Source organism: Micromonospora sp. TSRI0369 (assembly GCF_001905625.1).
In the GTDB taxonomy this organism is placed as follows: domain Bacteria; phylum Actinomycetota; class Actinomycetes; order Mycobacteriales; family Micromonosporaceae; genus Micromonospora; species Micromonospora echinospora_A.
In genome coordinates, this window is the sequence record NZ_LIVU01000002.1 from 47803 (window position 1) to 74270 (window position 26468).

Sequence of the window (26468 nt, forward strand, 5' to 3'; positions counted from 1 at the left end):
TGCTCCTTGTCTAGGTGATCAGCAGGCTCGTGGACCAGTGGATGTCGGTTCCGGTCGCGAAGGTGTGCAGGGCAAGGGCGATGCCGGCCGGCCCCGAGATCAGGCCGGACGACGCGGGTGTGGGGTCGGTGGCGTGCTGGACCAGCAGACGCATCAGGTAGGGCACCGAGGCGGGTAGGCGGGTGTCGCGGGCGTCGGCGGCGGCGTACCAGAGTGTCGCGGCGAGGCCCGCCCAGCCGTGACACAACGACGGGTCGATGATCCGGCCGAGCTGGACGGGGTCGGCCACACAGCGGGCCAGCGCGTCCTCCGCCGCCTGCTGCCGGTCGGTGTCACTGAGGGCGATACCGGCGAGCTGCACGGCGCGGGCCATCCCCGGGGTGCCGTAACACCAGGACGGGCGCGCTGGTCCAGTGATGGCGGGCCGCCCGGCGCGTAACTCCGCGACGGTTATCTTCTCGGGCCACCGCGGGCCCGCCGCGTCTGTCTGCTGCCATGTGTCCAGCCACGAGCAGATCCGGTCGATTGCCTCGGACTGTCCCGGCACCCGGATGTCGCGTCGCATGGCCAGCGACAGCAGGGCCAGGGGACCGGTGATGCCGTGCGCCATGCCGACGTTGGCGTGTCCGCCGCGCTCACGGCTCTCGCCGTTGCTGGGTGGGTCCGCGCTCCACCAACCCGGCGCGAGCAGGCCTACGGCGTCGTCGGCGTCGACCGGCTCGGTGAGCCGCACCAAATAGGCCAGCACCCGGCGCAGCAGGTCACCGTCCGGGGATCGGCGTAGCAGGTGGGCGCCCAGGCCGGTCAGCCCGCGGACGAGGTCGAACTCCGCCAACCGAGGTCGGGCGCTGGCAGCGAGGCGAGCGTCGGCAGCGGTGAGCCGATGCTCGGTAAGGTCCGCGACGGCGGTATCCAGCGTGTTGAGGGCAGCAGGTCGGGCGTGCGGCATGGCCGTGGTCAGCGCGTGAGTGACGGCGGGTGCACCGAACCACAGGCCCGCTCCGTGGCCGTTGTTCAGCGTCTCCGCGCTCGCGTGACGCAGCCAGGCACGGACCGGTTCCCATTCACCGTGCCCCGTCTGCGCGCGCACCCCGTGCAGGATCGCTACCCCGGCGGCCCCCTTGGACAGCGATTGGCCGTACCAGCGGGTGCTCCGCGGCCCGTAGCCGACCCCGTCGGGTAGCGCCGGCGGCTCCATCAGGGTGTCGCTGATGCAGGAGGCCATCGTCTCAGCCGCTCGTAGGAGCGGCGTGGCAAGCGGCGTAACCGTCATCGGGCGGCTCCTGGGGTAGGGACACGGCGACGGACCGTGGCCAGCGCGATGTGGCGGGCGAGCCGATAGGTGACCTGCTCGGCGGCCTCGTCCGGGCCGTGCGCGCGAACGAAGTGCAGATGCGTCAGCGACGTGAGTACCGTCGCAGGGGTCAGCGGTCCGCTGAAGGCGGACAACGCATCGGCGTACCGGCCAGCGGCCTGAGCGCGTTCCTGCCACGCACGCTGAACCTCGTCTGGCAAGAGCGTCGGATCGAGGGCGACCGCCTGGCGCAGGACGCCCCGATCGATTGGCGCTCGTCCGGCGTGCTCCGGCCGGGCGACAAGCCACTCGCATCCGCTTTCGCGGCTACCAAGCATTGCGGCGGCCAGGTCGAGCATGCTCGCGGCGGTCAGCGCCTGCGGTGCGATTTGAGAGTCCTTCGCTGCCAGCTGGGCTAGGGCGGCACGGCAGTCCGCGCCGAACAGCTCCTCGGCGGCCGACATGGCGGGACCGGTGCCGTACCGGCCGGTCTCGGGACGATAGGTGTCCAGGCGCAGATCACCCGCGAGTCCCTGCCGCCGAAGCGCGACTGCCCACCGGCCGACTCTGATCGCCGCCTGCCCGTAGTCGTCGGTGTGCAGCCGAAGCCGCAGGTGTGAGTAAGGACGGCGCATCCGGATGAACCACCACATCGGCGGCTCGGGCCAGTCGGCGAACAGGGCCGGCAGCCCTCGCCGCAACACCAACTCCACCGTCGACGGGTCGACGGCGAGGGATCCGGACAGTAACCCGCTCTCTCCCGGCAGCACCGGGTCAGCGGGCGCGTACGGCGGCCACGAGGCTCTTGCAGCGACTGAGGCGGGCGCCGCAGCCGCAGCGGCGGTGGAGGCGACCGGTACGACGATCTCGTGCGCGCGGCCGGATAGCCATCCGAAGTCCTCTGACCCGGCGGCCTCCACGATGGTGATCCCCGCGTCCCTGTTGGCGTCCAGGTGCGCGCGCAACAGCGACCGGTCCATGGCCTGATCGAGGTCGAGTCGCAGCCGCTGGTCGCTGCGGCCGACCTGCACCCACCTCGGCAGCCGCAGCCGCTCCCGCAGCCCGTCCCACGCCACCGACCATCGGCCGTCGCTGGCGTCGGCGGCGGGAAGCCGCGCCGGATCGATCCGCCACCGCGCCGCGGACAGCAGAACCCGTCCGTATCGCAGGGCGGGCCGAAACGGCAGACACGACGCCGCACCCCAGTCGAACGGCTTGAGTCGCGCGTCCAGGGCCCGCGGCAGCTCGACGAGGAACCGGGCGAGCAGAGGCATCGTGTGCACGGCGCCGGCGTGCGCCACCGTGGGCTCGACCACGCGGCGCCGCGACATCGACACCACGACAAGTCGGGCAGCGTCGGCAGCAACGCCGAGGTCATCGAGGCCAATCATGTCCTCGGCGGTCGGGCGGTGCTCGGCCATGCTGACCAGCCACGGAAGGACCTGCGGAGAGCTGAGCACGTTCTGGGCATGAAGCTTGCGCGGCGGGAGGCTCACCTGAGCCGCCATGGCACCTTCCACCGCGACCGGAAGGCGCGCGAACTGCCCGCGCATCAACTCCCGCTCGGCATATGGCAGCACGTCGAGGAAGCGGCCACTCGTCGCCACAGCCGACCGGCCCATACCCGTCACCGCGACAACGAACCGGCCTTCTGCCAGTGCGCGCAACGACACCGCGCGCACCTCCGCCGTCACGTCGACATGCGGACTGACGCTGCCTCCTGCGTGATCGGGGCCGGCGAGCGCCCCCACGGTCGCATCGTCGAGAATCAGCTCTCGAACATCGTCGAGCGCCGCTTGCTGTGCTAACGCCAGCAGGCGCTCGTCCCGAGCGGACAGCGGAGCCGCCAGGTCAGCATCGCCGAAGTGCTCCGGGAAGCCGAGACCGGTCACCGGATCGACAACCTCGGCAAGCGGCACCAGCGCCGCCATGCCGTACCGATCGACGAACCGGGAGTGGTAGGCGCGCCACTGGGGGCGCCCCGTCGGATGCGGCGTCAATCGCCGCAGCACCTCCACCGACGCGACGACCTCCGCGGCGACCTGATGCGGCACAACGACTTGATCCGCGAGCCGAAGATCCACCGCTAACGGCTGTGCAACTACCGCCAGCTCCCGCATCCGAGCGGTCAGCCCACCAAGGTCTATCGCCTGGCCCGTGGTGACACCGAGGTGACCGTGTAGCGTCCGAAGCTTCTTGACCGTTTGCCTGACGGATCCGACGTCGAGGGCTGCGTCGAGCTGGTCCAGGAGGTGCTTGATCGGGTCGGTGCAGGTAGACGGCGGCCTCAGGGACGAGATCAACACACCCTGCTCGACCAGGCCGGCGACCAGAGCCTCGACCGAGGCACGCGGGAACTCCAGATAGCCGGCAGCGATCTTGTCGACGAGCTCGGCCCACCGCACCGGCTCGGCGCTCAGAGACATCGCCAGCCGCACCGCCTCGGTACGCCTCACCGACGAGATCCCGTCGGCGGGCACGGAGGCGTGGGGCCGGCAATGCACGACGATCCGAAGCCCCGACACCTGCGCCAGGTTGTTGGCCTGGACGGACAGCCCGTTGCGCACGGTCGGATCGGCCTCCAGGAGCGCGATCAACGACGCCAGCCACTCCGCGTCCGGCCGCACACGGATCGCTGACTGCTCCGACGGCGTCACGGCGGCTACCGCCTCGAGGCGTAGCGGCGCGACCCCCGAGAACAACCCGAACGGCGTCGCTCGACCCCGGGCGCGGGCCCGGTACCGTGCCACTGCCAACGCCATCCGCCACGCCTGGCCGGCGTCGAGCCTCGCGTCAGCGAGAGCCGCCTCGACACGGTCGGCAAGTGCGGGACTTGCCACCCAGACCGCTTCCGAGACCCCTACCTGACGCCAGGCCGCTCGAAGCCATGACTCGACACCGGCAGGATCATGCCGGTGCGGCCAGGGCGCTTCACGATCCGGCCAGACGCGAGCCGCGATGCGAATACTGGCGGCATCTACCACACGGAACATGACCGCCCTCCAGCCGTCGATGAGTCTCCTTGCGCGGACCTGCCTCGTGTGGCGCCGGTTCCAGCCGGCGGCTGGGGGACCACCGGCCGGAACCGGCCGGTACGTCGGACTAGCAGTCGCCGCCCCTCACGGTGTCGCAGCCGTCGTCCGTGTCCCCCAGCAGCGCGGCGGCGACCGGGCCCTCCGTGACGATCTCCACGTCGAGCTGGAACGGTTCACCGCTGACGGCGAGCAGGTTCTCCATGACTGGTCCCTCCAACGAGACTTCGATGGGTGGGCAGGCAGACCTTGCGGCCACCAGCCCGTGGGCTACTTCGCGTTTCCTCCGCAGCCGGGATCGGGTAGCGGGAGCTGCTGTCGCTGGCCGAGCAGCGACACGTGCCTTCCCTGACTTCCACGTCGGTTCCGAAGCGGCCGGCTGCCGCCCTAGAGCCTTACCGGCTACACATGACACGATCACTCATGGTTAGTGGTGCGGGAATACCGACTTGCGGTCCGACTTCGTGTCCCCTCGCGGCGCGACAGCGTGAAGGCTGGATGATCGAGACAGCCGGTGGCATAGTCGGCAGGGCTCAGCAGGCTGGGTAAGGGGAACTCGTGCCTCGTCATCCGGACACCATGATCAGTCCGAACACCGTGCTCAGCGACGCCCGGCATCGGCTGCCCTCACCTGTGCGACCCGGCCAGCGCATGTCCCGTAGCGCCGGGCGCGGTGGCGAACGGCGACAACGGCGACCGAGCTGGCCGATGCGGTTAACACCGCTCGATCGGATCTATCCCGACCGCGACGTCACCGCCCAGTACGTCCACTCCCGCTGGATCGGCAAGGCTGGAACGCGGTGAGCATCGGTGGCCCAGCGAAGCGCGGCGGACAGCTCTGCGTCAGGTGCTCGGTGCTGTCACCGATGCGGATCTCGATCTTTACAGCCCTCGACGTAGCGACGGGGCAGACGGTGAAGGGCCCACGGTCGAGCCTCAGCCGGGTAGTTGGGACGAGGCCATCTACCTCCTGCGCGAGCAGTGGCATCTACTGGTACAGAACGACAAGGTGTTCGGTCCCGAGTACGCACTGATGGGCGTCATAAAGCAACTGGCCACAATCGAGGAAACCCTGCCTGGGGTGCCCGAAGCCATTCGACCCGCCGTTATTCGACTCGCCGCCCAGTACGCCGAATCCGCGACATGGCTTCACCAATCTCTCAACGACCACGCCGCCGGCCACCGCCGAACACGACAAGCCCTCGCCTGGGCAGACGAGATCGCCGACCCGACGATGACCGCCTGGGCCACCTACCGCAGCAGCCAACCATGGCTGGCATCGGGGCGCGCCGCCCAAGCCGTTGAGCAGGCAGAGGCCGCGCTGCTGCATGACCCGAAGCTTCCTCGCCCGATGCGCGCGGCGCTGCGCGTGCAGCACGCGCACGCCCTCGCCGCGACGGGCGAGCATCAATCAGCCATGCGGCTGCTCGACTCCGCGCACCGCTGGGCAGCGGACCGTTACCCGGGAAAGCCGGAAGGCGAGCACGCCTCCTACTGCACCAGCGGATACATCGAAATACACCGCGGGGCGTGCCTTCGGCTGGCACAGAGGCCCAAGGATGCGATCGAGGTACTCGGCCAGGCCCGTCCGGCGATTCCGCGCCGGCACCGCCAGGACTTCGCGTCAGCCTTGCTGGTCAAGGCGATGGCTCATGCCGAAGCACACCAACCGGATGAGGCAGCGGCAGCGGCACACCAAGCGCTGCCCATCGCGCACCGGGCAGGATCACGACGGGTCTTGCATCAGCTCGCGCAACTCGGCGCTACGGTTAGCGGGCACCAGCAGCTGCCAGAGGTTCACGCCTTCCTCAATGATCTTCAGGAGGTCGCCTGATGGCAACCGCCGTCGAACTCGCGGCGATGCGCCAAGCGATCATTCTGTCGTCGCTCGGTCTGGGAACGACAAGCCCGAACCCGCCCGTCGGCTGTGTCATCCTCGACCGCGAGGGCGTGACCGTCGGCGCGGGCTATCACCGACGCAAAGGAGAGGCACACGCCGAGGTCAACGCGCTAAGCGCAGCAGGCCCCGCCGCGCTAGGCGGTACCGCTGTCGTCACGCTCGAACCCTGCAACCATGTCGGCGTCACTCCGGCCTGTCGGCAGGAACTCATCGAGGCCGGCATCGCGCGAGTCGTCATCAGCCTCATCGACCCGACTTCCCGAGGCGAGGGTGGCGCCGCGGTACTCACCGCCCACGGCATCGACGTCGAAACCAACGTGCTCCCCGAGGAGACGCTTACCGTTCTCGGCCCCTGGCTCACCGCCACCCGCCGACGCCGCCCCTACCTGACCTGGGCCTACGCTCTCGAGGGCCAGGACAGCCACATCGGCTATGAGCAACTAATTGCGGAGTTGCGCAGCAGGACGGATGTCATTCTGGGCGAGAAGACGATCGAAGAAGGCAGGCCGGGCGGACACGCCCCTCAACACTTCACCCTGCCAGGGGAGCCGAGCGATGATCTCCAACGGTGGCTTTCGGCCTGCTACGCCACCGGCTCGCGCACGGCCATCGTCACTGGCGGGCGTCATGCCGGTGTACTGCGAGACAACCTTAACTGCGTAGACGAGGTTGTGGTTGCTGTCGAAAAGGCACCACCTCAGGGCGGTCTCGCGGCAGTCACCGCAGACCTCGCGCACGCGGGTTTCGAGTTAATCGATATCTTCCCCGGAGATCCGGGCGTGCGTGTTCGCCTCCGCCGACAGAGGCCGTCTTCTGCGTGAGCCCTGCTCGGGCCACCGCGGCGATGGAAGCCGTTCGCGGGCTTCGGTGAGCAGCGTGTTGGGTTAACGATGGGTGTCAGACGACGCGCTACGCAGTGCCGCCACACTCCGGTCGAGCTTGTTCTCGGTCGTGCCGAGTCAGCGCGCATACGACGTCTCGGTGATGGTGGCCGTTCCCAATGTGGGCCGGCCCTCGTGCAGCTGATCGTCATGCCCGGCTGCAGGTGCCTCCAGAGGCTGGGGACAGCGGACCAAGGCGGACCGACCCGGTGGCGGCCGGCGGCAACGCCAGCGCCGACTCCACCCAGATGCGTGCCACGAGCAAATCCGGGTCGCCCCGCCGCCGTGCGCCTGCCGATATCCCACAGCGGTCGGAGGATGCCCGCCGCAACTCGGCGCGGACGGTTCTGTGGATGCTCTCCCACCGACCCCAGCGGCACCATGCGGCAGCATCAGAGAGCCCCAGCATCTCGGCGCTGTTTATCAGCCGATCCCACCAAGCGGTCGGTGGTCGCCAACCCGTGTCAAAGTCCGCAAGGAGGTCGAGCGCAACCTCCCACTCGTCGTGGTCGGGGTACTCGCGGACGTCCACCACCGTTACGCCGGCCTCATTGACGACATCAGCCGGGACCATGGCCACAGCCCGGCGAGTAGATCGGCAACATCCACCCCGCGGATTATTCAACGCCGCCGCGGCATCACCGCAACGCCTCTCGCCGACGCTCGGGTCTACCGCCCCGTGTGACAGCCATTAGGTGGCGATCGAGACGGTCAGCTCACGCGGGGCGTCGAGATAGCCGACATTCGAGGCGGGACGACACGGTCTGGCTAGCAGTGGAGGGTCAGCGACACGGCTCCCGTTCGGGGCCGTAGTCCCTACGCCCCAGAGCCGCCCAGGTCTGCGCGGCGGGTTCCATCAACACCATGGCAGGCAGTAGCGGGATTTATTCAGACATCGATGGCGTAGTCAGTCTGCCGCAGTTTGTGGCTCGGTTAATTCGAGAATCATCGAGTCGTATACCGGGGCGTCATCGAAGGGCTGAAGTTCGCCGACCCTTTGCCACCCCCAACTGCGGTATGCCGCCTGGGCGGCAGCATTGTCGGGCAGTACGAGTAGCGTTGCTCTCTCCTCGCTTGCCCCTTCAAGAAGGGCGTTATGCAACTGTCGGGCGATTCCACGACGTCGCCATGTCTTTCGTACCATGATTTCGTTGAGGGCAAACGTCCTGGTGCCGGTTTCAACGAGTGTCTCGGCGTCCACGTCGGATCGCAGCCCTTGCCACCATCGCGATTCCGCGGGCAGTGTGTAACCCAGGGCATATCCGACTAGTGTTGTGTCGACCCCGGCGGCAACAGCCCGAAACCCATCCCTTGCAGCGTAGGCCATTAGTCGACTCCAGTATCTCTCTGACGAAAAGAACGGATCGTCTAGCTGTTCCGCATAGACCTCCTCGTAAACCTCGATCAGCTCATCCCGGTAGTCGTGGAAGGAATCTTGTTTTAATGTTCGGATTCGCGCAGTAAGAATCTGCTCGCTCATCTCCATGGTCACGTCTTTCGGTGTCGGTCGAGAAAGGAATCAACCTTGGCGATGCCCTGGTGGGCTGCGAAAAGGTGGGCCGCCTTAGTCATTTCTGTCGAGACTCGCGAGCTTGCCACTTCGCCAACCATGTCGTCCAGTGCGGCATTCGCTGCTTCGGCCGCGCCTTCCGGTTCACCTTGCAGGAGGCGTGCATGGGCGAGCCGGACGCGGTACAACGCTCGGTTTCGGGCGTAACCGTCGCTGTAGCCGCGGACAGCTGCGTCGAGTAGCTTCTCCGCGCGGGCCGGTCGGCCGAGTGTCAGTTCGCATGTGCCGTGGAGTCCGTCGATCTCGGTGTGGCTAAGGAAGGAGCACCACTCCGCGGCTGGCTTCTCGCTGTCGCGGTCGACGATCCTCCGTGCGTTCGTGATGGCGGTCTCGGAGCCTCGCGCATCGCCTGTCAGTGATGACGCGACGGCGAGACGCAGCCAGGGGATGGCGGCTAAGCGCGGATGCTGATTGATCGTCGGTACCTGCGCGGCGGATGAGGCGAAGCGGAGGGCCTCTCGCGGTCGGTTGAGCGAGTTGGCCTGACCTGCCAGGTAGGTAAGGGCTGCCGTTTCGACCTCTCGATCCTGCGTCTGTCGCGCCAGGATCAGGGCTTCGGTGAAGCGTGTGCGTGCGACGACATGCTCGCCCGCGTCCAGGGCGAGCCATCCGGTGCACATCTCCAGTCGGGCGGTGGCCTTGAGGAGCCGGCTCTCGGTTGGGGGGGAGTAGGAGCCTTGTTCCAGCATCGAGTAGCCGTCGCGGACTTTGACGGCGGCGGCCTGCCACAGGCTGCCGCCGCCGATCTGATAGTCGAGGCTGTACAGATGCCTCACACTGTGTTCCAACGGCGCCACGTCGCCGACACCGATCTTGCGTGCCCTGCCGTTGGTGAAGTCTGGTAGACGCTGTTCGGCGCCTGCGAGAGCGGCCATCACACCTAACGCCACTACGGCTCTTCGCCTCACATCACCGGACGTTACGCCGTGCGGCTGTGCTAGCGGCTCGGCGGTCTCGTCGGTGAGCGAAGGGGTGTCTGGGGCCTCGCGGTCGTGGTCGGCAGAAGCCAGTGCACTGGTGCGCCGTGGGCTGTAGAGGCCGAGATCGGTGTCACGTGCGGCGCCGAGCACGAGTCGTAGCGCGGCGCGCCGTTCATCGCTGGGCCATCGGTGCTCTCCGCGTTCCAGCTTGCCGACCCACCGGTGGTCGACACATTGGGCGGTGAGGTCGCGGTCTGGGTAGAGCTGGGCCAGGGCGGTGTTCACGGCGTCGGCCAGCTCGGTCCGGGACATGCGCTGTCCGGGTCGCCGTGGTGACGGCAGGCCTGCGCGCTTGTGGGCGAGTTGCGCGTTCGGCGTGATCAGTGTGTCCGGATGACGAGGCACCGAACCCTCCCGTGGACCCAACCGGACTCAAGCAGACGTGCGAGCTCACCGGGCGTCCTCAGTCGAGGTCGCTGGCATCGCTCGGCCGGCTGCTGCCATCGTGGCGTCAGGATCACGCAGAGTCAAGGCGGTCCTGAGTGGCGTCGCCGAGATCGGAAGGCCGATCTCGGCCGCCGGGGCGTGTGACGCAGCATCGCGAGATGCTCAGGTTCTGCTACTGCTCCCTTGCGGCCGGAAACGGGAATCCGCCATCGCGGACCGCCTGCGTAAAGGTGCGCCATTGCTCGGGGGCGAATCGCAGTACCGGTCTGGCGCTGTTCTTCGAGTCGCGTACCAGGATCGGTTCGTGGGTGTCGGCGACTTCGACGCAGTTGCCCTCGTCGCTGTGACTGGACTTGCGCCAGGTGAGCTGGGTGCTGGGCCGGTAGGTCATATCGAGGCTCCTTCGGTGGGTGCCAGACTCTGCGCCGCGGCGCGGAGGAGGCGGATGCTTGACGCGGGATCGAGCGCTGCGGCCTTGAGTCGGCTGTGCAGGCTCACGTAGGGGTCCAGCTCGGCCGGATCGGTGTGAATGATGTCGCGGGTCAGGGTGTCGACCGCGACAGCCCGTGAGCCCTGCGGGTCGCGATAGCGGTAGATCGAGTACGCCGACCGGGGCGCGCTGTGACCTGTGATCGACGTGTCGGACGGCAGCACCTGGACGACCACGGATGACGGGTGATTCGCGCATACGGCGATGACGTGTCGAAGCTGTTCCGCGACGACGACGGGGTCAGCGGCGCGTCGCCGGATCGCGCTCTCGTCGATGACGGCTTCGTAGCGCGGCCCGCCGCCGGCGAGCACCAGGCTCTGACGGCGGGCGCGGGCGGCAACCGCGGTAGCGGGATCGAACCCGTCGCCGTGGCGGGCCGGTTCGCTGCGGAGCCGCGCAGCGGCGTAGGCGGGGGTCTGGAGTAGGCCGGGGATCAGTGAGATGGCGAATTCGGTTATCGTCTTGGTGCCGCTTTCCAGATCCGCGTATATGGCTTGCCGGGTTCCCATCCGTTGTGCGTCGGCCACCCACCACCCACGCGCCCAACCGTCGGCGGCGGCGTCCATAATCGCGGCCCGCCGATTGATGCCGACCGTGAGGTAGTCGCAGATTCCGCTGACGAGATCGATGTCAGGGCCGAGATGCCCGTTCTCCAGCGCGCTGATCTGTTGCCTCGGAAATCGCAGCGCACGGGCGATCGACTCGCTCGTCACGTCATGTTCCTCCCGCAGTCGGCGGATTTCACGTCCGAGCCATTGTCGGCGGACATACGGACTAGAGCGATTCACCGGCAGCCTCCAGGGACTACGCAAGCCCGGTCGACGGTGCAGCCGGCCGGGGTGCGCTCACTGTAACCCCATCATCGCCTTGGCGGAGTCTGAGTCAGCGGGCCCTCCACAACTGTTTGCGCAGGTCAGATACTGGTCGGATCGCAAGTCGGTATGCCAAGTCGGACCGGAAGTAGGTATTCCCCGCGCCGTCCTCTGCTGGGCATGATCTCCATGAATGAATGACGGTTCAGCTTAAGTACTCCATCGCGGATCGGTATTGACGGTCACTTGGACAGGCGGTGCCGCTGTGTTGCTATCGGCGATTGCGGTCCTGGCCAGTCTGGCTGTCGGCTGGCTGGCCGGAATGGTCACCTATCGGGCGTCTCGACGGTGGTGTGGCCGTTGCGGTGGTTCTCTTCGCTGCGCCGCCTGCGAAGCGGCCTCTCGCGGCGGCCAGCTCATTCACGAAGGTCAGCGGCACGTTGGATTACCAGCAGAACCAGGGCAGAGGTGACGGAGTTGGAAAGCGCTGCGAGACGAGGAATCGCCGCGAGGACGCGTCCGTTGGCGGAACTTCTCGTTCGGTCTATGGCAGCACTGATTGTCCTGCCGACCGTACGTGACGGCGGAGTTGCCTCAGAAGCCGGCCCCTCGGGCACCGCGTCGACCGTCGGGCCGGCTACTGAGGTGCGCACCTCGTCCGGTCTGTGGCGACGGCGTCCGCAGGCGCACGTGGTCCCGGGCGTGTTGGCGACGCCGCGTACCAGCCCGGAGTCTTTCGCCCCGATCGATCCGATGGTGATCGGGCGCAGGTCGCCGGCGGCATGCGAAGTCTGCGGGCCGTGTCGGTCATCCCTCCCCTTTCCGCAGCTCCTCACCCTGAAAAGGAGAACGTCGATGAGCATCAGCGCTGCCACCCCCGGTAGTCCCCAGCTCTTGGTCGCTCTGGATGGCGTGGCCCGGCAGACCCCGGCTGCGGCGCACGTCGTCGCGGCGTCCAGTGGCGGAAGGCTGCGAGCTGAGGGGCCGTCATGACGGTGGCAGCGGCGCGACACAACGTGCCGGCGAAGGCGGTCGACATGGACGCTCCGCTGACGATGCGAGGTTCGCAGTCTGTTCCCAACTGGCCGGTCGGACGTGGCGATTCTGCTCGTCGGCTGCTCGGCTTGCAGGTTCCGGGTGAGGCGGTGGTGTGCGCGACCGGCGACGACGTTCCTGTGCTGGCCGCGTTGTTGGCTCACGATCTGTGGGCCGGATCGTTGGGTGCGTGGCTGGTGCCTGACGCGGCCGTGCGCGATAGGGCTCTGCGTCGGTATGCCGAGTTCGTACTGATGTATGCGGTGCGGCACGGCCGGGTCGACACGACCGAGGATCGTGCCGTGGTCGCGGTGTGGTTTTCGCGGCTGGAGCCACCGCCGACCGGTGCGGGGTGGGGGTGTGAGCTGCGCCGGTTGCTCGGCCCGTTCGCGGCGCGATTCGCGGTGCTGCACGCGGTGGTGCCGCGTACGCCGCATCACTATCTGGCACAGTTCGCGGCCCGTCCCGGGGAGGCCGCGGCGGCGAGGGCGTTGCTGGCGAGCTGTCACCGGGTCGTGGATGCCGAAGCGCTGCCGGCGTACACGCAGGTGTGCGGCAGCGAACCTCGCGAGAGCTTGTTTGGCCAGCTCGGCTACCTGCCGCGGTCACCGTTGCTGTTGGGGTCCGGTGGCCCGGTGCTGTGGCGGATGTACCGGCCGCGGCGCGGCGGGGAGCGGCGTGACGGCCTGCCCCGGCGTGTGCGGCTGCACCGGGCCGCGGCGGCTTCTGCCGGCGCAGGGCCGTCGGCGGCGCCGCCGCTTCCAGGTCGGGTCGACACGACCTGACAGCCGTTTCGGCACCTCGATGCACGGCTGCTGGCCGTCGGCCAGCGGGCGTTTGCATACACCTTTCCCCTCGATGCAAGGAGGCATTTCTCATGCTGGCTGCTACGACCCGTTGCCCGTCGCGGCAACGACGGCCGAATGCCGGCCGGTGGCTGTTGGCGTGGCTCGGTGCTGCGCCCGCCGGTGCCGCCGCCGTCACGGACGCGGGAGCTGTGACGTCGCGCGAGTTCGTCTGGGGGTACGCGATCAGGCGGGAGTGGCCGGACGGCAGGCACGACTTGTTCGGGTTCGCGCCGGACGCTCGCGTCGCGCAGCGGCGGCTCGGTCGGGACCAGGACTACTGGCGGGGCGGCCCGGTACGGCCCGTGGCGGTGCACGTCGTGGCCGCGAACGCGACCGACGTGGACGGTCACCCGGTGGACGGCTGCCGCCGCACCGGCTGTCCCGATGTGCCGGCGCACTCGCGCTGTCCGGACTCCCTGGATCGGGGGCAGCGGTGAGGTCGACGCATGTGCAGGTGGCCCTGGCCCGGCGGACGTTGACTCCGTTCGGGTTGTGGGTGTTCGGGGCGGCGGCGTCGGCGCCGATGGTGGTGCTGGCAGGAGGCATCGTCGCCACGTACGCGACCACGGGGGTGGAGGCGTTGCCGCTGGTGTTCGTGCTGGTGGCCGGTGTCGTGGCGGTGCTCGCGGTCGGATACACGGCGATGGCCCGGCAGGTGGGGCACGCGGCGGCGTACTACGGCATCCTGGCGCACGGTCTGGGTCGTAGCTGGGGTGTGGCCGCCGGTCTGGTCGCCCTGACCGCCTACAACGCGATCCAGACGAGCCTGTTCGGGTTGTTCGGCGCGACGATGGCCGGGCAGCTCGGCGGCGCGTGGTGGGTGTGGGCGGGCATCGCCGTGGCCGTGGTCGGAGTGGTGGGTGTGCGGGCGATCGTGCTGTCGACCCGCGTGCTGGCCGCCGTGGTGGCGGTATCCCTGCTGATCGTCACCGCGTTCACGCTGGCCGGTCTCGCGCAGCCGGCGGACGGCGGGTTGTCCTGGGAAGGCTTCGACGCCTCGAGCCTGGCGGTCAGCGGTATCGGCGGTGCGGTCGCCTTCTGCGTGGCCGCGTTCATGGGCACCGACGCGCCGGGCTCGTTCGTCGAAGAGGCCATCGACCGCCGGTCGGTCGGCCGGGCCACCATCGCCGCGGTGCTCGTCCTCGGCGGGGTGTATGCGGCAGCGGCGTGGGCGATGGGCATCGCCGCCGGTCCCCGATCCGTCGCCGACTTGGCTGCCGACCCTGCGGCGGGCCTGCCGTTGTCGGTGCTGGAGCGCCTGGGCGGCTGGTGGGTACCGCTCGCGCAGACGGTACTGATCTGCGCGATCGTCACGTCGATGCTGGCCTTCCATTCGGTCATCGCCCGGTACGTGTTCGCGATGGCCCGGGAAGGCGTGCTGCCTGCCGGGCTCGCAAGGACCGGCAGCGCGACTCGCGTCAGCGCGCCGCGCGGCGGTTCCCTGACGCAGACCGGCATCGCCGTCGTGGTGGTGGGCGGGTTCGCATTGTCCGGCGCGGACCCGGTCGCGGTGATGTTCACCTGGCTGTCGGCCTTGGGCGCGATGGGCTTGTTGTGCCTGCTCCTAGCCGCCTCGGTGGCGGCGGTGCGAGCACCAGCCGGCCTGCGAGGCCCGAGGGCCGGCGTATGGGAATGGCGACTCGCACCCGTGATCGGTGTGGCGAGCGGGGTGGCGGTGCTGGCCTTGATGGTCGACAACGCGGACTCCCTGCTCGGCGCCCCACCGGGGTCACGGGCACCGCTGCTGCTGCCCGCGATCCTCGTCGCCACGGCCGTCGTGGGCGGGTTGTGGGCCGGGCACGTGCGCCGGTCCCGTCCGGAGGTCTACGCCGGTATCGGCCGTGGCACACCGGCCACCCATGCCGTACCCGACGCCATCAACGTCTCCATCTGACAAAGGGGCGCAAGCGATGAGGACTCACACGGCGATGACCCCGCCTGGCGGACGCTACGGCGTCGATCCCCTGCATCCCGGCTGGCGGCCGGAACACCCTCCGGCGGCGCCACCGGGCCCCCGCCACCCGGCTGTCGGCACGCCGCCCGGCTACCACGCGCCGGGGGAGCACCACCGGCCGCCGACGCCCCCGGCCCCTCCAACCCCGCCTGCGGCAGTACCCCCGCCGGACATGCCCACGGACCAGCCTGCGCCCGACGGGAACGAGGTGCCGGGACAGGCGCGGCGGTGGGCGGATCTGCGCGTGCAGGTCGCCTACCGGTGCAGGCGGCTCAACACCGGCCACATGGTCGAGGCGGACCAGCGCCATGACACCCGTGAGGCGCTCGGCCCGCACGCGCTGATGCTGTTCTTCGTCTCCGAGGCACCGGCCGAGCCGCACGGCTACCTGCTGCACACCGCCTACCGGCTGTGGCTGGCCTCCCCGGAATCCGAGGACCTGCCCCGGCTCCTGGCCGACCTAGCCGAGGTGGTCCGGACCAACATCGCCCGCGCCGCCTCCGCCGGGCGGCGGTGGCATCCGCTCGGGCCGGACGCCTCGATGGTCAACGGCGGAGACATGAGCCCGCCGCCGGGCGCCACCTACGTCGGCGTCGGGGTCAGCACCCTCGACTCCGACCAGGGCCGCTGGCAGCAGGTCGCCCGCACCCTCCGGGACGGATCCGGCGGCCGGTACCTGTCGGCCTTCGACCTCAAAGGCCAGTGCTACGTGCTGCTGACCGACGGCACCGCCCTGCACCTGGACCGTGACCCCCAGGCCCGCATCGGCGTCGACGGGATCCGCTGCACCAAGACCCTCGACCCTGACCGGCCCGCCTACTGGCACAACCCGCACGCCAACCTCACCGAGCAGGGCGACGACGCCACCCGCGAGCTGTGGCGACGACTCGGCATGCTCCACCACACCCTCACCTCCCACCTGCACGGCGGACGGCCGGCGTGACCCACACCCTGAGACTGGCCGCCGCCGCGGACCTGAGCCGCGCGCCGATCGACATCACGGCCGTGCTGGACCACCTCGTTCGCGAAGCCGACGCCACGGCGGCGACGAGCATCGGGTTCCCCGGCGCGGTGGACCTCGACCACACGGAGGTCATGACCCGCCTCGGCGGCAGGCTGTGGAACAACATCGGCGACCCCGCCGACGAGGGCGGAATCGCGCACACCCGGGCGCTGGAACGCGCGGTCATCACGTGGACAGCCGACCTGCTCGCCATGCCCGCCCACGACCGGTGGGGCTACGTCACCACCGGCGGCACGGAAGGCACCCTGTCCGCCCTGCACGCCGCGCACCGGCGCAAACCAACGGCACGGATCTACTACTCAGCCGCCGCCCACTACTCCGTGGCCAAGGTAGTGCGCCTGCTCGGCGCGCACGGCATCCCGGTCCACGCGCGCCCCGATGGGGAGATGGACTACGCGCACCTCGCCGAGCAGCTCCACCGGCGGCGCCGCTTCCCGGCGATCGTCGTCGCGACCGCCGGCACCACCATGACCGAGGCGGTCGACGACACCAGCCGCATCCGCGCGGTCCTCGACGAGCATCACGCAGGCGGGCAACTGCACGTCGACGCGGCCCTGTCCGGCATCCCCCTGGCCCTCGACGGACGGCTGTCCCTCGATGACGCCAGCGGCATCGGCAGCGTCGCGATCAGCGGCCACAAGTTCTTCGGCACACCGACGCCGTGCGGCATCGTGCTCATCCGCGATCACCTACGCGCCGCCGGTTCCCGGGTGGCCTACACCGCCACGGCGGACACCACCCTCACCGGCTCCCGCTGTGGCCTGTCGGCTGCGCTGTTGTGGCATGCCATCGCCGTTCACGGACGGGAGGGGCACCGGTGGCGGGCCAGCGAGGCCCGCCGGCTGGCTGCCTACACCGTCGAGCGGCTCAACGCTGTCGGCTGGCCCGCCTGGCGGCACCCGCACGCCTTCACCGTCGTCCTGCCCACCCCACCCGAGCACGTACGCCGAAAGTGGCTCCTGGCCACCGACGGCGACACCAGCCACCTCATCTGCATGCCCGGCATCACCCCCGGCCAGGTCGACGCCTTCGTCGCCGACATCGCCGCCACCCGCCCGCGAATCCGGCCGATCCCGCGACCGAGACCGGCAACAGCATCTCCCGCCAGCTCCCACGCGCGCTGACCACACCAGCACCAGCCACCCCACCGACGAAAGGCAACCATCATGACCACCGGATACGTCTTCCATCCCGAGTACCTGTGGCACGACACCGGCACCAGCGCCGGCCTGCTACCCGCCGACCCGACCGCCGGTGTCCAACCCGCCGTGCACGTCGAGAACCCCGACGCGAAGCGACGCGTCCACGAGCTGATCCACGCCTGCGGACTGCTGGGCGAGCTGATGGTCATCGAGCCTCGCCGAGCCACCGTCGCCGAACTGACACGCGTGCACACCCCCGCCTACGTCCAGCACATCAAGACCCAAAGCGACCTACGCGGCGGGGGAGGTGACGCCGGAGACGGCTTCTCGCCGGTCGGGCACGGCAGCTACGACATCGCCCGCCTCGCCGCCGGCGGGCTGATCGAACTCGTCACCGCCGCCGCCCACGGCGACATCACCAACGGCTACGCCCTGGTCCGCCCACCCGGCCACCACGCCACCGCCAACCAGGGAATGGGTTTCTGCCTGTTCAACAACATCGCCGTCGCCGCCCGCCACGCCCAAGCCGAACTCGGGCTCGCACGCGTCGCGGTCGTGGACTGGGACGCCCACCACGGCAACGGCACCCAGGCCATCTTCAACGACGACCCGAGCGTGCTCACCATCAGCCTGCACCAAGCCGGCTGCTTCCCACCCGACTCCGGATGGACCCACGAAAACGGCACCGGCGACGGCACCGGCTACGCCCTCAACGTGCCCCTACCACCCGGAAGCGGCCACGCCGCCTACCTCAACGCCATGCACCAGGTCGTCCTCCCGGCACTGGACCGCTTCGCCCCCGACCTGATCCTGCTCGCCAACGGCTTCGACGCCAACGTCTTCGACCCCCTCGCCCGGCAGATGCTCACCGCCGCCTCCTACCGAGAGATGACCCGCCTGCTCGTCGGCGCCGCCGACCGGCTCTGCCACGGCCGGCTCATCGCCGCCCACGAAGGCGGCTACAGCCCCTTCTACACCCCCTACTGCGCCCTGGCGTTCCTCGAAGAACTCACCGGCACCACCACCCACGTCACCGACCCCCTCGCCGCCGTCGTCGCCGGGTACACCGCCGAGCCCTTCCTGCCCCACCAGCGCGAGGTGATCGCGGCAGCCGCACAGCTCGTCGAACGGATCAGCCCAGCCGCCACCAGCATCACCGGCTCCCAGTAAGGCAGCACCAGCACCTGACGCCACCGGCATCACCCGCCACGCCGACATCTTGAGGACTGCCATGACAACCACGCTGCCGGCCCACGCCGGGCCGATACACCTACTGCTGAACCCGAGCATTCACGCGGTCCTGGACCGACTCGATATCCGCACCAATCATCGGGTGCTGGACGTCGGCGCCAGCGAGGAGAGCACCACCCTCCTGGCCCGGCTCGTCGGCCGCTACGGGTCCGTCACCGCCGTCGACGCCGACACCGGCCACCTCACCGACACCGCCGTCATCAACGTCCACCAGCTGGACCTGAACCGTGACCCGGTGCCCGGCCACGCCGCCGGCTACGACCACATCCTCGCCCGCTGGCCCCACGGCACCCTGCGCGACCCCGCGGACCTGATCGCGCAGATGACCACCCGGCTGCGCCCGGGCGGCTGGCTCGTCCTCGCCGACATCACCACCACCGCCCCCCGGATCTACCGGGCGCCCGACGACGAGTCCGCCACCCTCATCCATACCGTCCTGCAGCAGGCCCACCGCGCCCTCACCGGCCCGCATGGCGCGACCTGGACCGCCGACCCCGAAACCCTGCTGTTCAGCCACGGCATGGTGCAGCACTGCATCCACACCACCACCGAGACCTGGACCGGCGCCGACCCCGGCTGCCGGCTCCTCGCCGACGTCATCACTCACCTGCGTCCCCGCCTGAACATCACCAACACGGACGCGGACCGGTTCGCCGACCTCATGACCGACCCCCGCGTACTCCTGGGCTCCTACGAACGCCGGGTCATCCACGCCCGCGCGCGCAGATAAGGCACGACAACCATGACCCACCTGACCCTCAAGGCCCGCCGGCAACGTGTCGCGCTCCTCGGCGGCAGCCTCGTCCTCGTTCTGCTCACCGGCTGCCATGCCGATCCACGACCGGCCGGCACCGCGTCCGCCGCGCCGCGCCAGCACACCAGCTGCAGCCGCCACCGTCGCCGGGCTCACCGCCCAGCAGCGCTTGAACCTGCTCGCCGACACCATCAGCACCGCCCCCGCCGACACCACCGACGGACTGCCCTACACCTACCTGCACCTGCAGAGCTGGGCACGCGCGAGCACCACGATCGTCCGCACCGACGTACGGCGCTGGCGGCACGACGCGGACGGCTCCGGCCGAGAGATCATCCGCCGGGCACCGGACCTGCACGGCCTCAACCACCAGCCCACACCGCAGGAGCGCCAGGAGTTCAGCCGGGCCGTACCGCACACACTGCACCACGGCATCGGTGACCTGCACCCCCACCTCCCCGGGGACATCCCCGCCAATCCCCGCGAGCTGATCCGACTGCTCGCGCCGCCCGCGCTGGCCGGCGAGCCCGCCTACCCCAGGATCCTGACCAGCGGCATCGTCGAACTGGCCACCAGCCAGCACCTCAACCCACGGCAACGAGCGACGACCTTGCGCGCCCTGGCAGCGGCCCCCCACCTCACCTACAAAGGCACGACTACCGACCTGGCCGGCCGGACCGGCATGTCCTTCGAGATCGTGGCCGACGGATCCACCTCGACGCTGCTCATCCACCCGGACACCGGCGACCTGCTCGCCGCGACCGAATGGATCAACGGCGGACGCCGACCCGGCCTGCACTCCTACACCCTCCTGCTGGCCCACGCCCACACCCGCAGCACCGACATGCCCACCTCACCTACCACGGCCGCAGTCGTGACTCGCCTGCGGTGACATGACAAGCCGACCGGCCGCCGCACCCAAAGGAAAAAGGCAGCGACCGGGCCCTCGTGGCCTGCGACAGCGGCTCTCCCGTCCCCTAGCGCCGGCCACCCCAACCAGCACGACGACAAAGGCAGCAAGAGAAAGGCAGGGCACGAGGTGCCGCACCACATCCGGGCCGCGCGGTGGCGCGAACAGGACATCGTCGCCACGGTGATCGCTGAGGCCCTCCAACCCACTCCCATCGCCGCCTGGCTGATACCCGACCAGGAACAACGAGGCCGGGTCTTGGCCGGCGTCGCCGCCATCTGGGTCGAACACGCCATGTTCTACGGCGACGTCCACGTCACCAGCGACCTCACCGCCGCCACCGTCTGCTTCCACCAGTACGGGCCCGTTCCACCACCGGCCGACTACGCCACGCGCCTCGCCACAGCCGCCGGCCCACACGCCGAGCGCTTCCGTCTCCTGGCCGACATCATGGACAGCCGGCAACCGACTACGGCGCACTACCACCTCGCCTTTCTGGCCGTGCGCCCCACGCACCAGCGGACCGGCCGGGGCCGGGCGCTGACGGAGCACCTGCGCTGCCGGCTCGACCTCATCGATCTGCCGTCCTGGACACTCACCCTCCCCGCCGGGCAACACCTCCTCGCCCAGGCCGGCTACGACACTGACCACGCGATCGCGCGCCCGGCCGAGGACGTCACCATCCAACCGATGTTCCGTCGCCCCGGCCAGCGCGGCCATACCGCCACCGCAGCGCGCCGCCCGGCTGGCCGCCGTCACGATTCCCGAGCTTGACCCGCGATCGACAATTTGTTCGGGCCAGCTGCGGGTCTGGGATCGGCCCCGTGACACAGCCGTACCCGAAAGGCGAAACTCGTCCGTGGAGTTCGTGTCGTAGCTGCTCGGCCCGGTGTCGCTGGACCGTCGACGAGCTGTGTGTCACCGCGGCGTGGCAGGCAGCCGCCTCATGATCACGTGTTCGTCTGGGATCGGCCGTACCGGTGGTCACCGTGCCCGCTGTCGCCACTGAGGTGGTGCCTCGTCGGCCAACTGGGTCGACGACTCCTTGACGGTCTGGCGACGGCCTGCAGCGGTTGTTGCGTGTTGCTCGGCCAGCTCCTCGTTCAACGCAGTCTCCAAGACCGTCTTGGTCAACTGCTTCAACAGCCCGTCCGGAGCCGTCAACGACAAGCCCTGTTCCTTGGCCGTCCGGCCCAGCTCGGCGGCGGCTTTCGCCTCCGCCGGTGGCTCGGGCCGCTTCTTCCGTCCGGTCTGGTCGTTCAGTGTCGCGGTCATCACGGCACCCTCCTGACCAGGCGCTACGCCCGGCAATCAGGCCGGAAACACTGTTAGATCCACACCCCAGCGCAGTCGCCGCGGTCCGCAGGTCCCATTGACCGCTTGCACGCGGGGTGGGCTGCGGCGGCCGGCGGCTTGGTGCAGCAGGCAGGACGGGAGTTCGCTCGCCAAGTGACATCGGACGTCTCTACTCTGGACAGAACTCGCCGGTCCTGCACGAGCACCGGTCGCCGGCGTGAGGCGGCATCGACGCGCTGAGGCCTTGGAGGCGGATATGGACGCGGTGTCAGCAGCTGTGCTAGCGGCCCTGGCCAGCGGCGCGGGTGGAGAGATGGGTCGGCAGGCGTGGACCGCATTGACTGCGTTGGTGCACCGTCCGTCTTCCGCTGTCGACAACGACGGACCGTCCTCGGCGCCGGACGGTGAGCGTGAGCTTGCGGCGCTGGAAGCGACGTCGGCGGATCCCGTGGTCGCTGAGCGACTAGCGGAGGTGCTGACACGCCGCAGCGCCAACGATGCGCAATTCGCCACGGACCTCGACGCTGTTCTCGCGCAGGCTGCAGCTGCGCTGAATCCGCCCCAGGTGAGCAACACCATCAGCGGCAGGGTGGCAGGATCGGCCATCCAGGGAAGGGACTTCTCCGGACCTATTACCTTCGGCTGATCAACCGGGCGCGAGTGCGGTCAGAGATGAGAATCCGAACGCGTTCCGGCACTCCGGCAGGAAGGCTCTCCGCTCGCGGTGAGGACGTGCATCGTGATGCGCAATCCGCAGCTTTGCCGCGTCCTCTACTGCACTCCTTGCAGGTCGGTGCCGATCAGCTAGGTCGTGAAGCCATGACCGGTGCTGTCGTGATCAGGTCCGATGGTGGGTGGTGATCGCAGATTACGACAACTGACGACCGCGTTGCTGATACTCGGCGGCTGCGCCGAGTAGCAGTTGCGGAGAGATCTTCACTGCTGTCTCTCCCGCCAGGACATTGCTCAGCTCACCTTCGGTGTCTTGGTCCAGCCGTAGGCCCTGAACGACGATATCGCCGTCCTCCGCAATGTAGATTGTTGGGCAGCTAGTCGAAGACGTGCTGTATAACAGCCGCAGCTTCATAGAGGTCCTCGCTATACGGGTAGCGACTTGGCGGACAGTTCAGGCAAGTATCCGTTACATCACCCTTCGTGGTCAAGGTCTGCCGCCGCCCGCCTGGTGTAGTGTCCAGCGTCCTGACCTGCGGCGATGTGGCAGCGGACTCGACTTCTATCGATGGGATTGGCGCAAATGCGGATAGAACTCGTCCTCAGTGTCTCCAGCTGTGGACACCGGTTGCCGAGGGCGCAACGCGGCATTGATCCATCGCAGCAGGCGTGCGCCATAGGGACCTCAGGCGATAAGTTGTTCGGACAACTTTGGTCGCCCACAAGTGATTGGACGGGCCATGACGCGGTTGCGTGTTGCCTACGCCGGCCATGACTTTTTCTCCTCATGTCTGGAGCTGCTAGCCCAGCACGCGGACGTCGATCTCGTGCTCGTCCTTACCGACGAACCCGGAGGTCAGCCGACGGACAACGTCCGCGCGATCGCCGCAGCGCAACAAACGCCTGTTCGGACGGGTCGCTGGAGCGCGGCCCTAACCGACGAGTTCAACGACATCAGCATCGACCTGCTGGTATGCGCCGCATACATGTACCGCATACCGATCGAAGAGCTAAACGTCCGATACGCGGTCAATGTTCACCCCACCTTGCTGCCCGAGGGACGCGGCCCCAACCCGCTGGCCTACCTGACGTTCGACTACCCGCAACTCAACGGTGTGAGCATCCACGAAATGACCCCCGAGCTGGACCAAGGCCCGATCCTTGTTCAAGAGCCGTTCGACCGCGATCCCGGCGACGGATTCGACGAGATCTTCCTCAAACTCTGGGCATACGCGCCTCGCGCACTGCGGCGCCTCCTCGACGACGTCGACCACTACTTCGCCAACAAGCAGAACCAGGCCGGCGGCTCCTACTGGCCCGAACCGCCGCGGGCAGAACGCACCCTGGACGCCGCCACCGCAACCGTGGCCGACGCACTGCACCTGCATGCCCGCTTCGGGCAGCTGGGCTTCTTCCTGCACACCGACGACGAGCACCCGACCCAGGTGCGCGCCACGGCCGCCTCGCGGTGCCAGCACCAATACCCGCCTGGCCACGTCACCGCGAGACTGAGCCGCGGCTGGATCGTGGCGCTCACCGACGGCCTTCTGCAGACCCAGCCCGCTTTTCACCACAAGCCTGTCTGAGGCGCAGCAGCAGCGCAGGGAGGACGCCGTGCACGACGCGCATTCCGAGCGGGGCGACCAGACACGGTCCGAGCTCTCCGGCGCGGCCCGTGACGTCGTGCAAGCCCGAAGCGTCAGCGGGGGAGTCCACTTCCACGCCCCGCACCACCCCGCCGGACCCATCCCACGGTTGCTCCCACCTGGCGTACCCGACTTCGTCAACCGCGCCGAGGATCTGCAACACCTCGGCGCCTCACTCGCCTCCAGCGCGGACACCAGCACGCCTACCGTCATCGTCGTCATCGCCGGCACCGCAGGCGTCGGAAAAACCTCCCTTGCCCTGCACTGGGCACACCAGGTCCGCGAACACTTCCCCGACGGACAGCTCTACGCCAACTTGCGCGGCTACGACCCCGGTCAGCCCGCCCAACCACACGACATCCTCGAACGCTTCCTGCGCGCTCTCGGAGTTCCACACGACGACATACCCGCCGACACCGACAGCCGTACCGACCTCTACCGCTCGCTACTCGCCGAACGCCGAGCCCTCGTCGTCCTCGACAACGCCGCCACCGTCACCGCGGTCCGCCCACTCCTGGCCGGTACAGGCAGGAGCCTGACCATCATCACCAGCCGCAGCCGACTATCCACACTCGTCGCCCGCGAAGGCGCCCGCCGCCTCACCCTCGACGTCCTCAGCGACCCCGACGCCGTCAAACTCCTGCAACTCACCACCGACAGCTACCGGCGCGGAGACGACCCCCAAGAACTCGCCGAACTCGCCCAACTCTGCGCCCGCCTCCCCCTTGCCCTACGGATCGCCGCCGAACGCGCCTCCCGCTACCCCCAACAGGCCCTCGGCGACCTCATCCAAGACCTTCGAGACGAATCCGGCCTGTGGGACCTGCTTACCAGCGGTGACGACGACGAAGCCAGCGAAATCCGCAGCGTCTTCGCCTGGTCCTACCAAGCCCTACCCGCAGACGCGGCCACACTCTTTCGGCTACTCGGCCTCCACCCAGGGCCGGACTTCTGCACCAGCGCCGCCGCAGCGCTAGCGGGCATAACTCCCAACCGCACCCGCAGCATCCTCGACGTCCTCGTCGGCGCGCACCTGCTCGAACAAAAGGCCCGCGACCGCTACCAGTTCCACGACCTGCTCCGCGCCTACGCAGCCGATCAGGTCCTCCACGACGAAACCGCCGAATCACGCGCCGCCGCCCTCGACAGAATCCTCTCCTGGTACCTCCACAGCACCCACAACGCCATCACCGCAAGCATGTACGGACACCCCACCCTCGACCTCGCGCCACACCCCGACAGCGTCACCCCCGCAACCTTCACCACGCACGAGCAAGCCATCTCCTGGTACGAGGCCGAACGCACCAACCTCGTCGCCGCTACCCGCGCTGCCAACGCACACGGCATGCACCAACACGCCTGGCAGCTACCCGCCCTGCTCCACCAGATCTACAACTTCCGCCACCCGATCCACGAATGGCTCACCACCGCTGAGATCGGCCTAGCATCCGCCCGACACCTACACAACCAGGAAGCCGAAGCGTTCCTGCTCTACAGCCTCGGCAAAGCCCACACGCAGGCGAACCGGCACCAAGAGGGCCTCGGCTACCTCACCCAGGCCATCACCCTGCAACGGCGAGCCGGCGACCTTGCCGGTGAAGCCGAAACACTTTGCGGCGCCGGACTCGCGTGCCTGCGCCTACGACGCCTCGATGAAGCCTTGACGATGTTCCGCCAAGCTCAAACCGCAGCCCGCCAACTCGACGACCCTCACCAAGAGGCCTTCGCCAGCCACCTGACGGGTTGGGCGCTGCTGGAACTGCATCGCCCCGCTGAGGCACTCCAACACAGCCTTGCCGCGGCCGCGACCATGCGGCAGCTCGGCGACCGCGCATCCGAGATCGACGTCCTGGTCAAGCAATGCGACATGCTGCGACAGGTAGGCCAACTCGAACAGGCACGCGACGTCGCCAACCAGACCTTGACAATCGCCTCCGACACCGACGACCAAGTCATCACCGCCGCCGGCTTCATCGAACTCGGCCGCATCCAGCAAGACCTCGAAGAGCCAGAAGAAGCCCTCGCCTCCTACCAACGCGCGGCCGTCCTTCAACGCCGCCTCGGCAACCGCAGCCGCGAAGCCACCGCGCTCGACGCCACCGGGCTGGCCTACCAGCAACTCGGCCGCTTCGACGAAGCTGCCGAATTCCACCACCGCGCCGCAGCGATGCACCACGACCTCGCAGACAGCTGGTTACAGGCGGTAGCGCTCGCGCATCTCGGTGATGCGCTCAGCGCAGCAGGACGCAACGCAGAAGCCTCCAACGTATGGACCGATGCGGAGCAGATCCTCCGGCAGTTCGATGACCCAGCCGCCCAGGAGCTTCGGAACCACGTCGCCGACGCCATCGGTCAGGGCGACCAGCAGTAATGCCATACCGATGCGCGACCGCGGCCTAGCCGGCGTGGCGCGGGGCAGGAAGGCCGAACTTGTCACCGCCGAGTTGACGTCGGGGGACCAGGCCCGTTCCACGATGTGCGGACACGGCGGAGATGGGCTTCGGGGAGAGGAGGGTTGACCGACAGCCGAAGGCGCAAGGACAGCGGCGACCGCGGGGCCAGCGATGAGAGCCGTTCAGGGACTAACCTG

At 68.8% G+C, this 26468-nt stretch carries 21 protein-coding genes and 1 pseudogene; 14 read left to right on the forward strand and 8 right to left on the reverse strand.

Annotation, left to right across the window (positions count from 1 at the left end; genetic code table 11):
* Positions 1–10 precede the first annotated feature (10 nt).
* The 3 genes from AMK25_RS05565 to AMK25_RS05575 all read right to left on the reverse strand — a co-directional run bounded on the left by AMK25_RS05565 (position 11) and on the right by AMK25_RS05575 (position 4531).
* The gene (locus AMK25_RS05565) at positions 11–1273 is read right to left on the reverse strand and encodes a lanthionine synthetase C family protein (protein WP_073827129.1); all 1263 of its coding nucleotides are present in this window, start codon (positions 1271–1273) and stop codon (positions 11–13) included.
* The gene (locus AMK25_RS05570) at positions 1270–4287 is read right to left on the reverse strand and encodes a lantibiotic dehydratase (RefSeq protein ID WP_073827130.1); all 3018 of its coding nucleotides are present in this window, start codon (positions 4285–4287) and stop codon (positions 1270–1272) included. Before AMK25_RS05570 ends, AMK25_RS05565 begins: the two co-directional genes overlap by 4 nt.
* 109 nt (positions 4288–4396) lie before the next feature.
* Positions 4397–4531, reverse strand: a complete 135-nt coding sequence (locus tag AMK25_RS05575; protein WP_073827131.1) for an FxLD family lanthipeptide — start codon at positions 4529–4531, stop codon at positions 4397–4399.
* Between the two features lie 642 nt (positions 4532–5173).
* Here AMK25_RS05575 and AMK25_RS05580 point away from each other — a divergent pair.
* Together AMK25_RS05580 and ribD are read left to right on the forward strand one after the other, a co-directional pair.
* Positions 5174–6160: a hypothetical protein gene (locus AMK25_RS05580; protein WP_073827132.1), complete on the forward strand. Its 987-nt coding sequence runs from the start codon at positions 5174–5176 to the stop codon at positions 6158–6160.
* Positions 6160–7047, forward strand: a complete 888-nt coding sequence (gene ribD / locus AMK25_RS05585; RefSeq protein WP_073827133.1) for a bifunctional diaminohydroxyphosphoribosylaminopyrimidine deaminase/5-amino-6-(5-phosphoribosylamino)uracil reductase RibD — start codon at positions 6160–6162, stop codon at positions 7045–7047. Before AMK25_RS05580 ends, ribD begins: the two co-directional genes overlap by 1 nt.
* A 967-nt stretch (positions 7048–8014) precedes the next feature.
* On the opposite strand, the gene AMK25_RS05595 is transcribed toward ribD, so the two are convergent.
* The 4 genes from AMK25_RS05595 to AMK25_RS05610 form a co-directional block, all read right to left on the reverse strand.
* Positions 8015–8593: a GNAT family N-acetyltransferase gene (locus AMK25_RS05595; RefSeq protein ID WP_241826252.1), complete on the reverse strand. Its 579-nt coding sequence runs from the start codon at positions 8591–8593 to the stop codon at positions 8015–8017.
* A gap of 2 nt (positions 8594–8595) precedes the next feature.
* Positions 8596–9909, reverse strand: coding sequence for a hypothetical protein (locus AMK25_RS05600; protein ID WP_073827134.1), 1314 nt, complete (start codon positions 9907–9909; stop codon positions 8596–8598).
* A gap of 307 nt (positions 9910–10216) precedes the next feature.
* On the reverse strand, positions 10217–10435 hold the full coding sequence (locus tag AMK25_RS05605; protein ID WP_073827135.1) for a DUF397 domain-containing protein: 219 nt from the start codon (positions 10433–10435) through the stop codon (positions 10217–10219).
* A complete protein-coding gene (locus AMK25_RS05610; protein ID WP_073827136.1) occupies positions 10432–11322 on the reverse strand; it encodes a helix-turn-helix domain-containing protein in 891 nt (296 codons plus the stop codon). The genes AMK25_RS05605 and AMK25_RS05610 overlap by 4 nt, the downstream gene beginning before the upstream one ends.
* A gap of 1013 nt (positions 11323–12335) precedes the next feature.
* Here AMK25_RS05610 and AMK25_RS05615 point away from each other — a divergent pair.
* The 9 genes from AMK25_RS05615 to AMK25_RS05655 all read left to right on the forward strand — a co-directional run bounded on the left by AMK25_RS05615 (position 12336) and on the right by AMK25_RS05655 (position 21038).
* Entirely contained in the window at positions 12336–13166 is an 831-nt protein-coding gene (locus AMK25_RS05615; RefSeq protein WP_198937452.1) for an N-acetyltransferase, read from the forward strand.
* Between the two features lie 212 nt (positions 13167–13378).
* Complete coding sequence (locus AMK25_RS05620) at positions 13379–13666, forward strand: hypothetical protein (protein WP_083664635.1); 288 nt, start codon at positions 13379–13381, stop codon at positions 13664–13666.
* 11 nt (positions 13667–13677) lie between these two features.
* A complete protein-coding gene (locus AMK25_RS05625) occupies positions 13678–15123 on the forward strand; it encodes an APC family permease (RefSeq protein ID WP_073827139.1) in 1446 nt (481 codons plus the stop codon).
* Positions 15124–15355: 232 nt separating this feature from the next.
* A complete protein-coding gene (locus tag AMK25_RS05630; protein ID WP_241826254.1) occupies positions 15356–16126 on the forward strand; it encodes a hypothetical protein in 771 nt (256 codons plus the stop codon).
* A complete protein-coding gene (locus tag AMK25_RS05635; protein ID WP_073827140.1) occupies positions 16123–17331 on the forward strand; it encodes a histidine decarboxylase in 1209 nt (402 codons plus the stop codon). The genes AMK25_RS05630 and AMK25_RS05635 overlap by 4 nt, the downstream gene beginning before the upstream one ends.
* 42 nt (positions 17332–17373) lie before the next feature.
* The gene (locus AMK25_RS05640; RefSeq protein WP_073827141.1) at positions 17374–18519 is read left to right on the forward strand and encodes a class II histone deacetylase; all 1146 of its coding nucleotides are present in this window, start codon (positions 17374–17376) and stop codon (positions 18517–18519) included.
* Positions 18520–18580: 61 nt separating this feature from the next.
* Positions 18581–19330: a class I SAM-dependent methyltransferase gene (locus AMK25_RS05645; RefSeq protein ID WP_073827142.1), complete on the forward strand. Its 750-nt coding sequence runs from the start codon at positions 18581–18583 to the stop codon at positions 19328–19330.
* 97 nt (positions 19331–19427) lie between these two features.
* Positions 19428–20246, forward strand: a complete 819-nt coding sequence (locus AMK25_RS05650; RefSeq protein ID WP_198937453.1) for a hypothetical protein — start codon at positions 19428–19430, stop codon at positions 20244–20246.
* A 147-nt stretch (positions 20247–20393) separates the two neighbouring features.
* Positions 20394–21038, forward strand: a complete 645-nt coding sequence (locus AMK25_RS05655) for an N-acetyltransferase (protein ID WP_143194685.1) — start codon at positions 20394–20396, stop codon at positions 21036–21038.
* A 312-nt stretch (positions 21039–21350) separates the two neighbouring features.
* Here the strand turns inward: AMK25_RS05655 and AMK25_RS05660 are convergent.
* Positions 21351–21539: pseudogene (locus AMK25_RS05660) on the reverse strand (IS256 family transposase); the annotation flags it as partial.
* A gap of 334 nt (positions 21540–21873) precedes the next feature.
* Between AMK25_RS05660 and AMK25_RS05665 the strand changes: the two are divergent.
* The 3 genes from AMK25_RS05665 (at position 21874) to AMK25_RS05680 (ending at position 26249) form a co-directional block, all read left to right on the forward strand.
* Positions 21874–22206 carry a hypothetical protein gene (locus AMK25_RS05665; RefSeq protein WP_198937454.1) on the forward strand — a complete coding sequence of 111 codons (333 nt, stop codon included), beginning with the start codon at positions 21874–21876 and terminating at the stop codon, positions 22204–22206.
* A 766-nt stretch (positions 22207–22972) separates the two neighbouring features.
* Entirely contained in the window at positions 22973–23818 is an 846-nt protein-coding gene (locus AMK25_RS05675; RefSeq protein WP_073827145.1) for a formyltransferase family protein, read from the forward strand.
* Positions 23819–23846: 28 nt separating this feature from the next.
* Entirely contained in the window at positions 23847–26249 is a 2403-nt protein-coding gene (locus AMK25_RS05680) for an ATP-binding protein (protein WP_073827146.1), read from the forward strand.
* Positions 26250–26468: the final 219 nt, after the last annotated feature.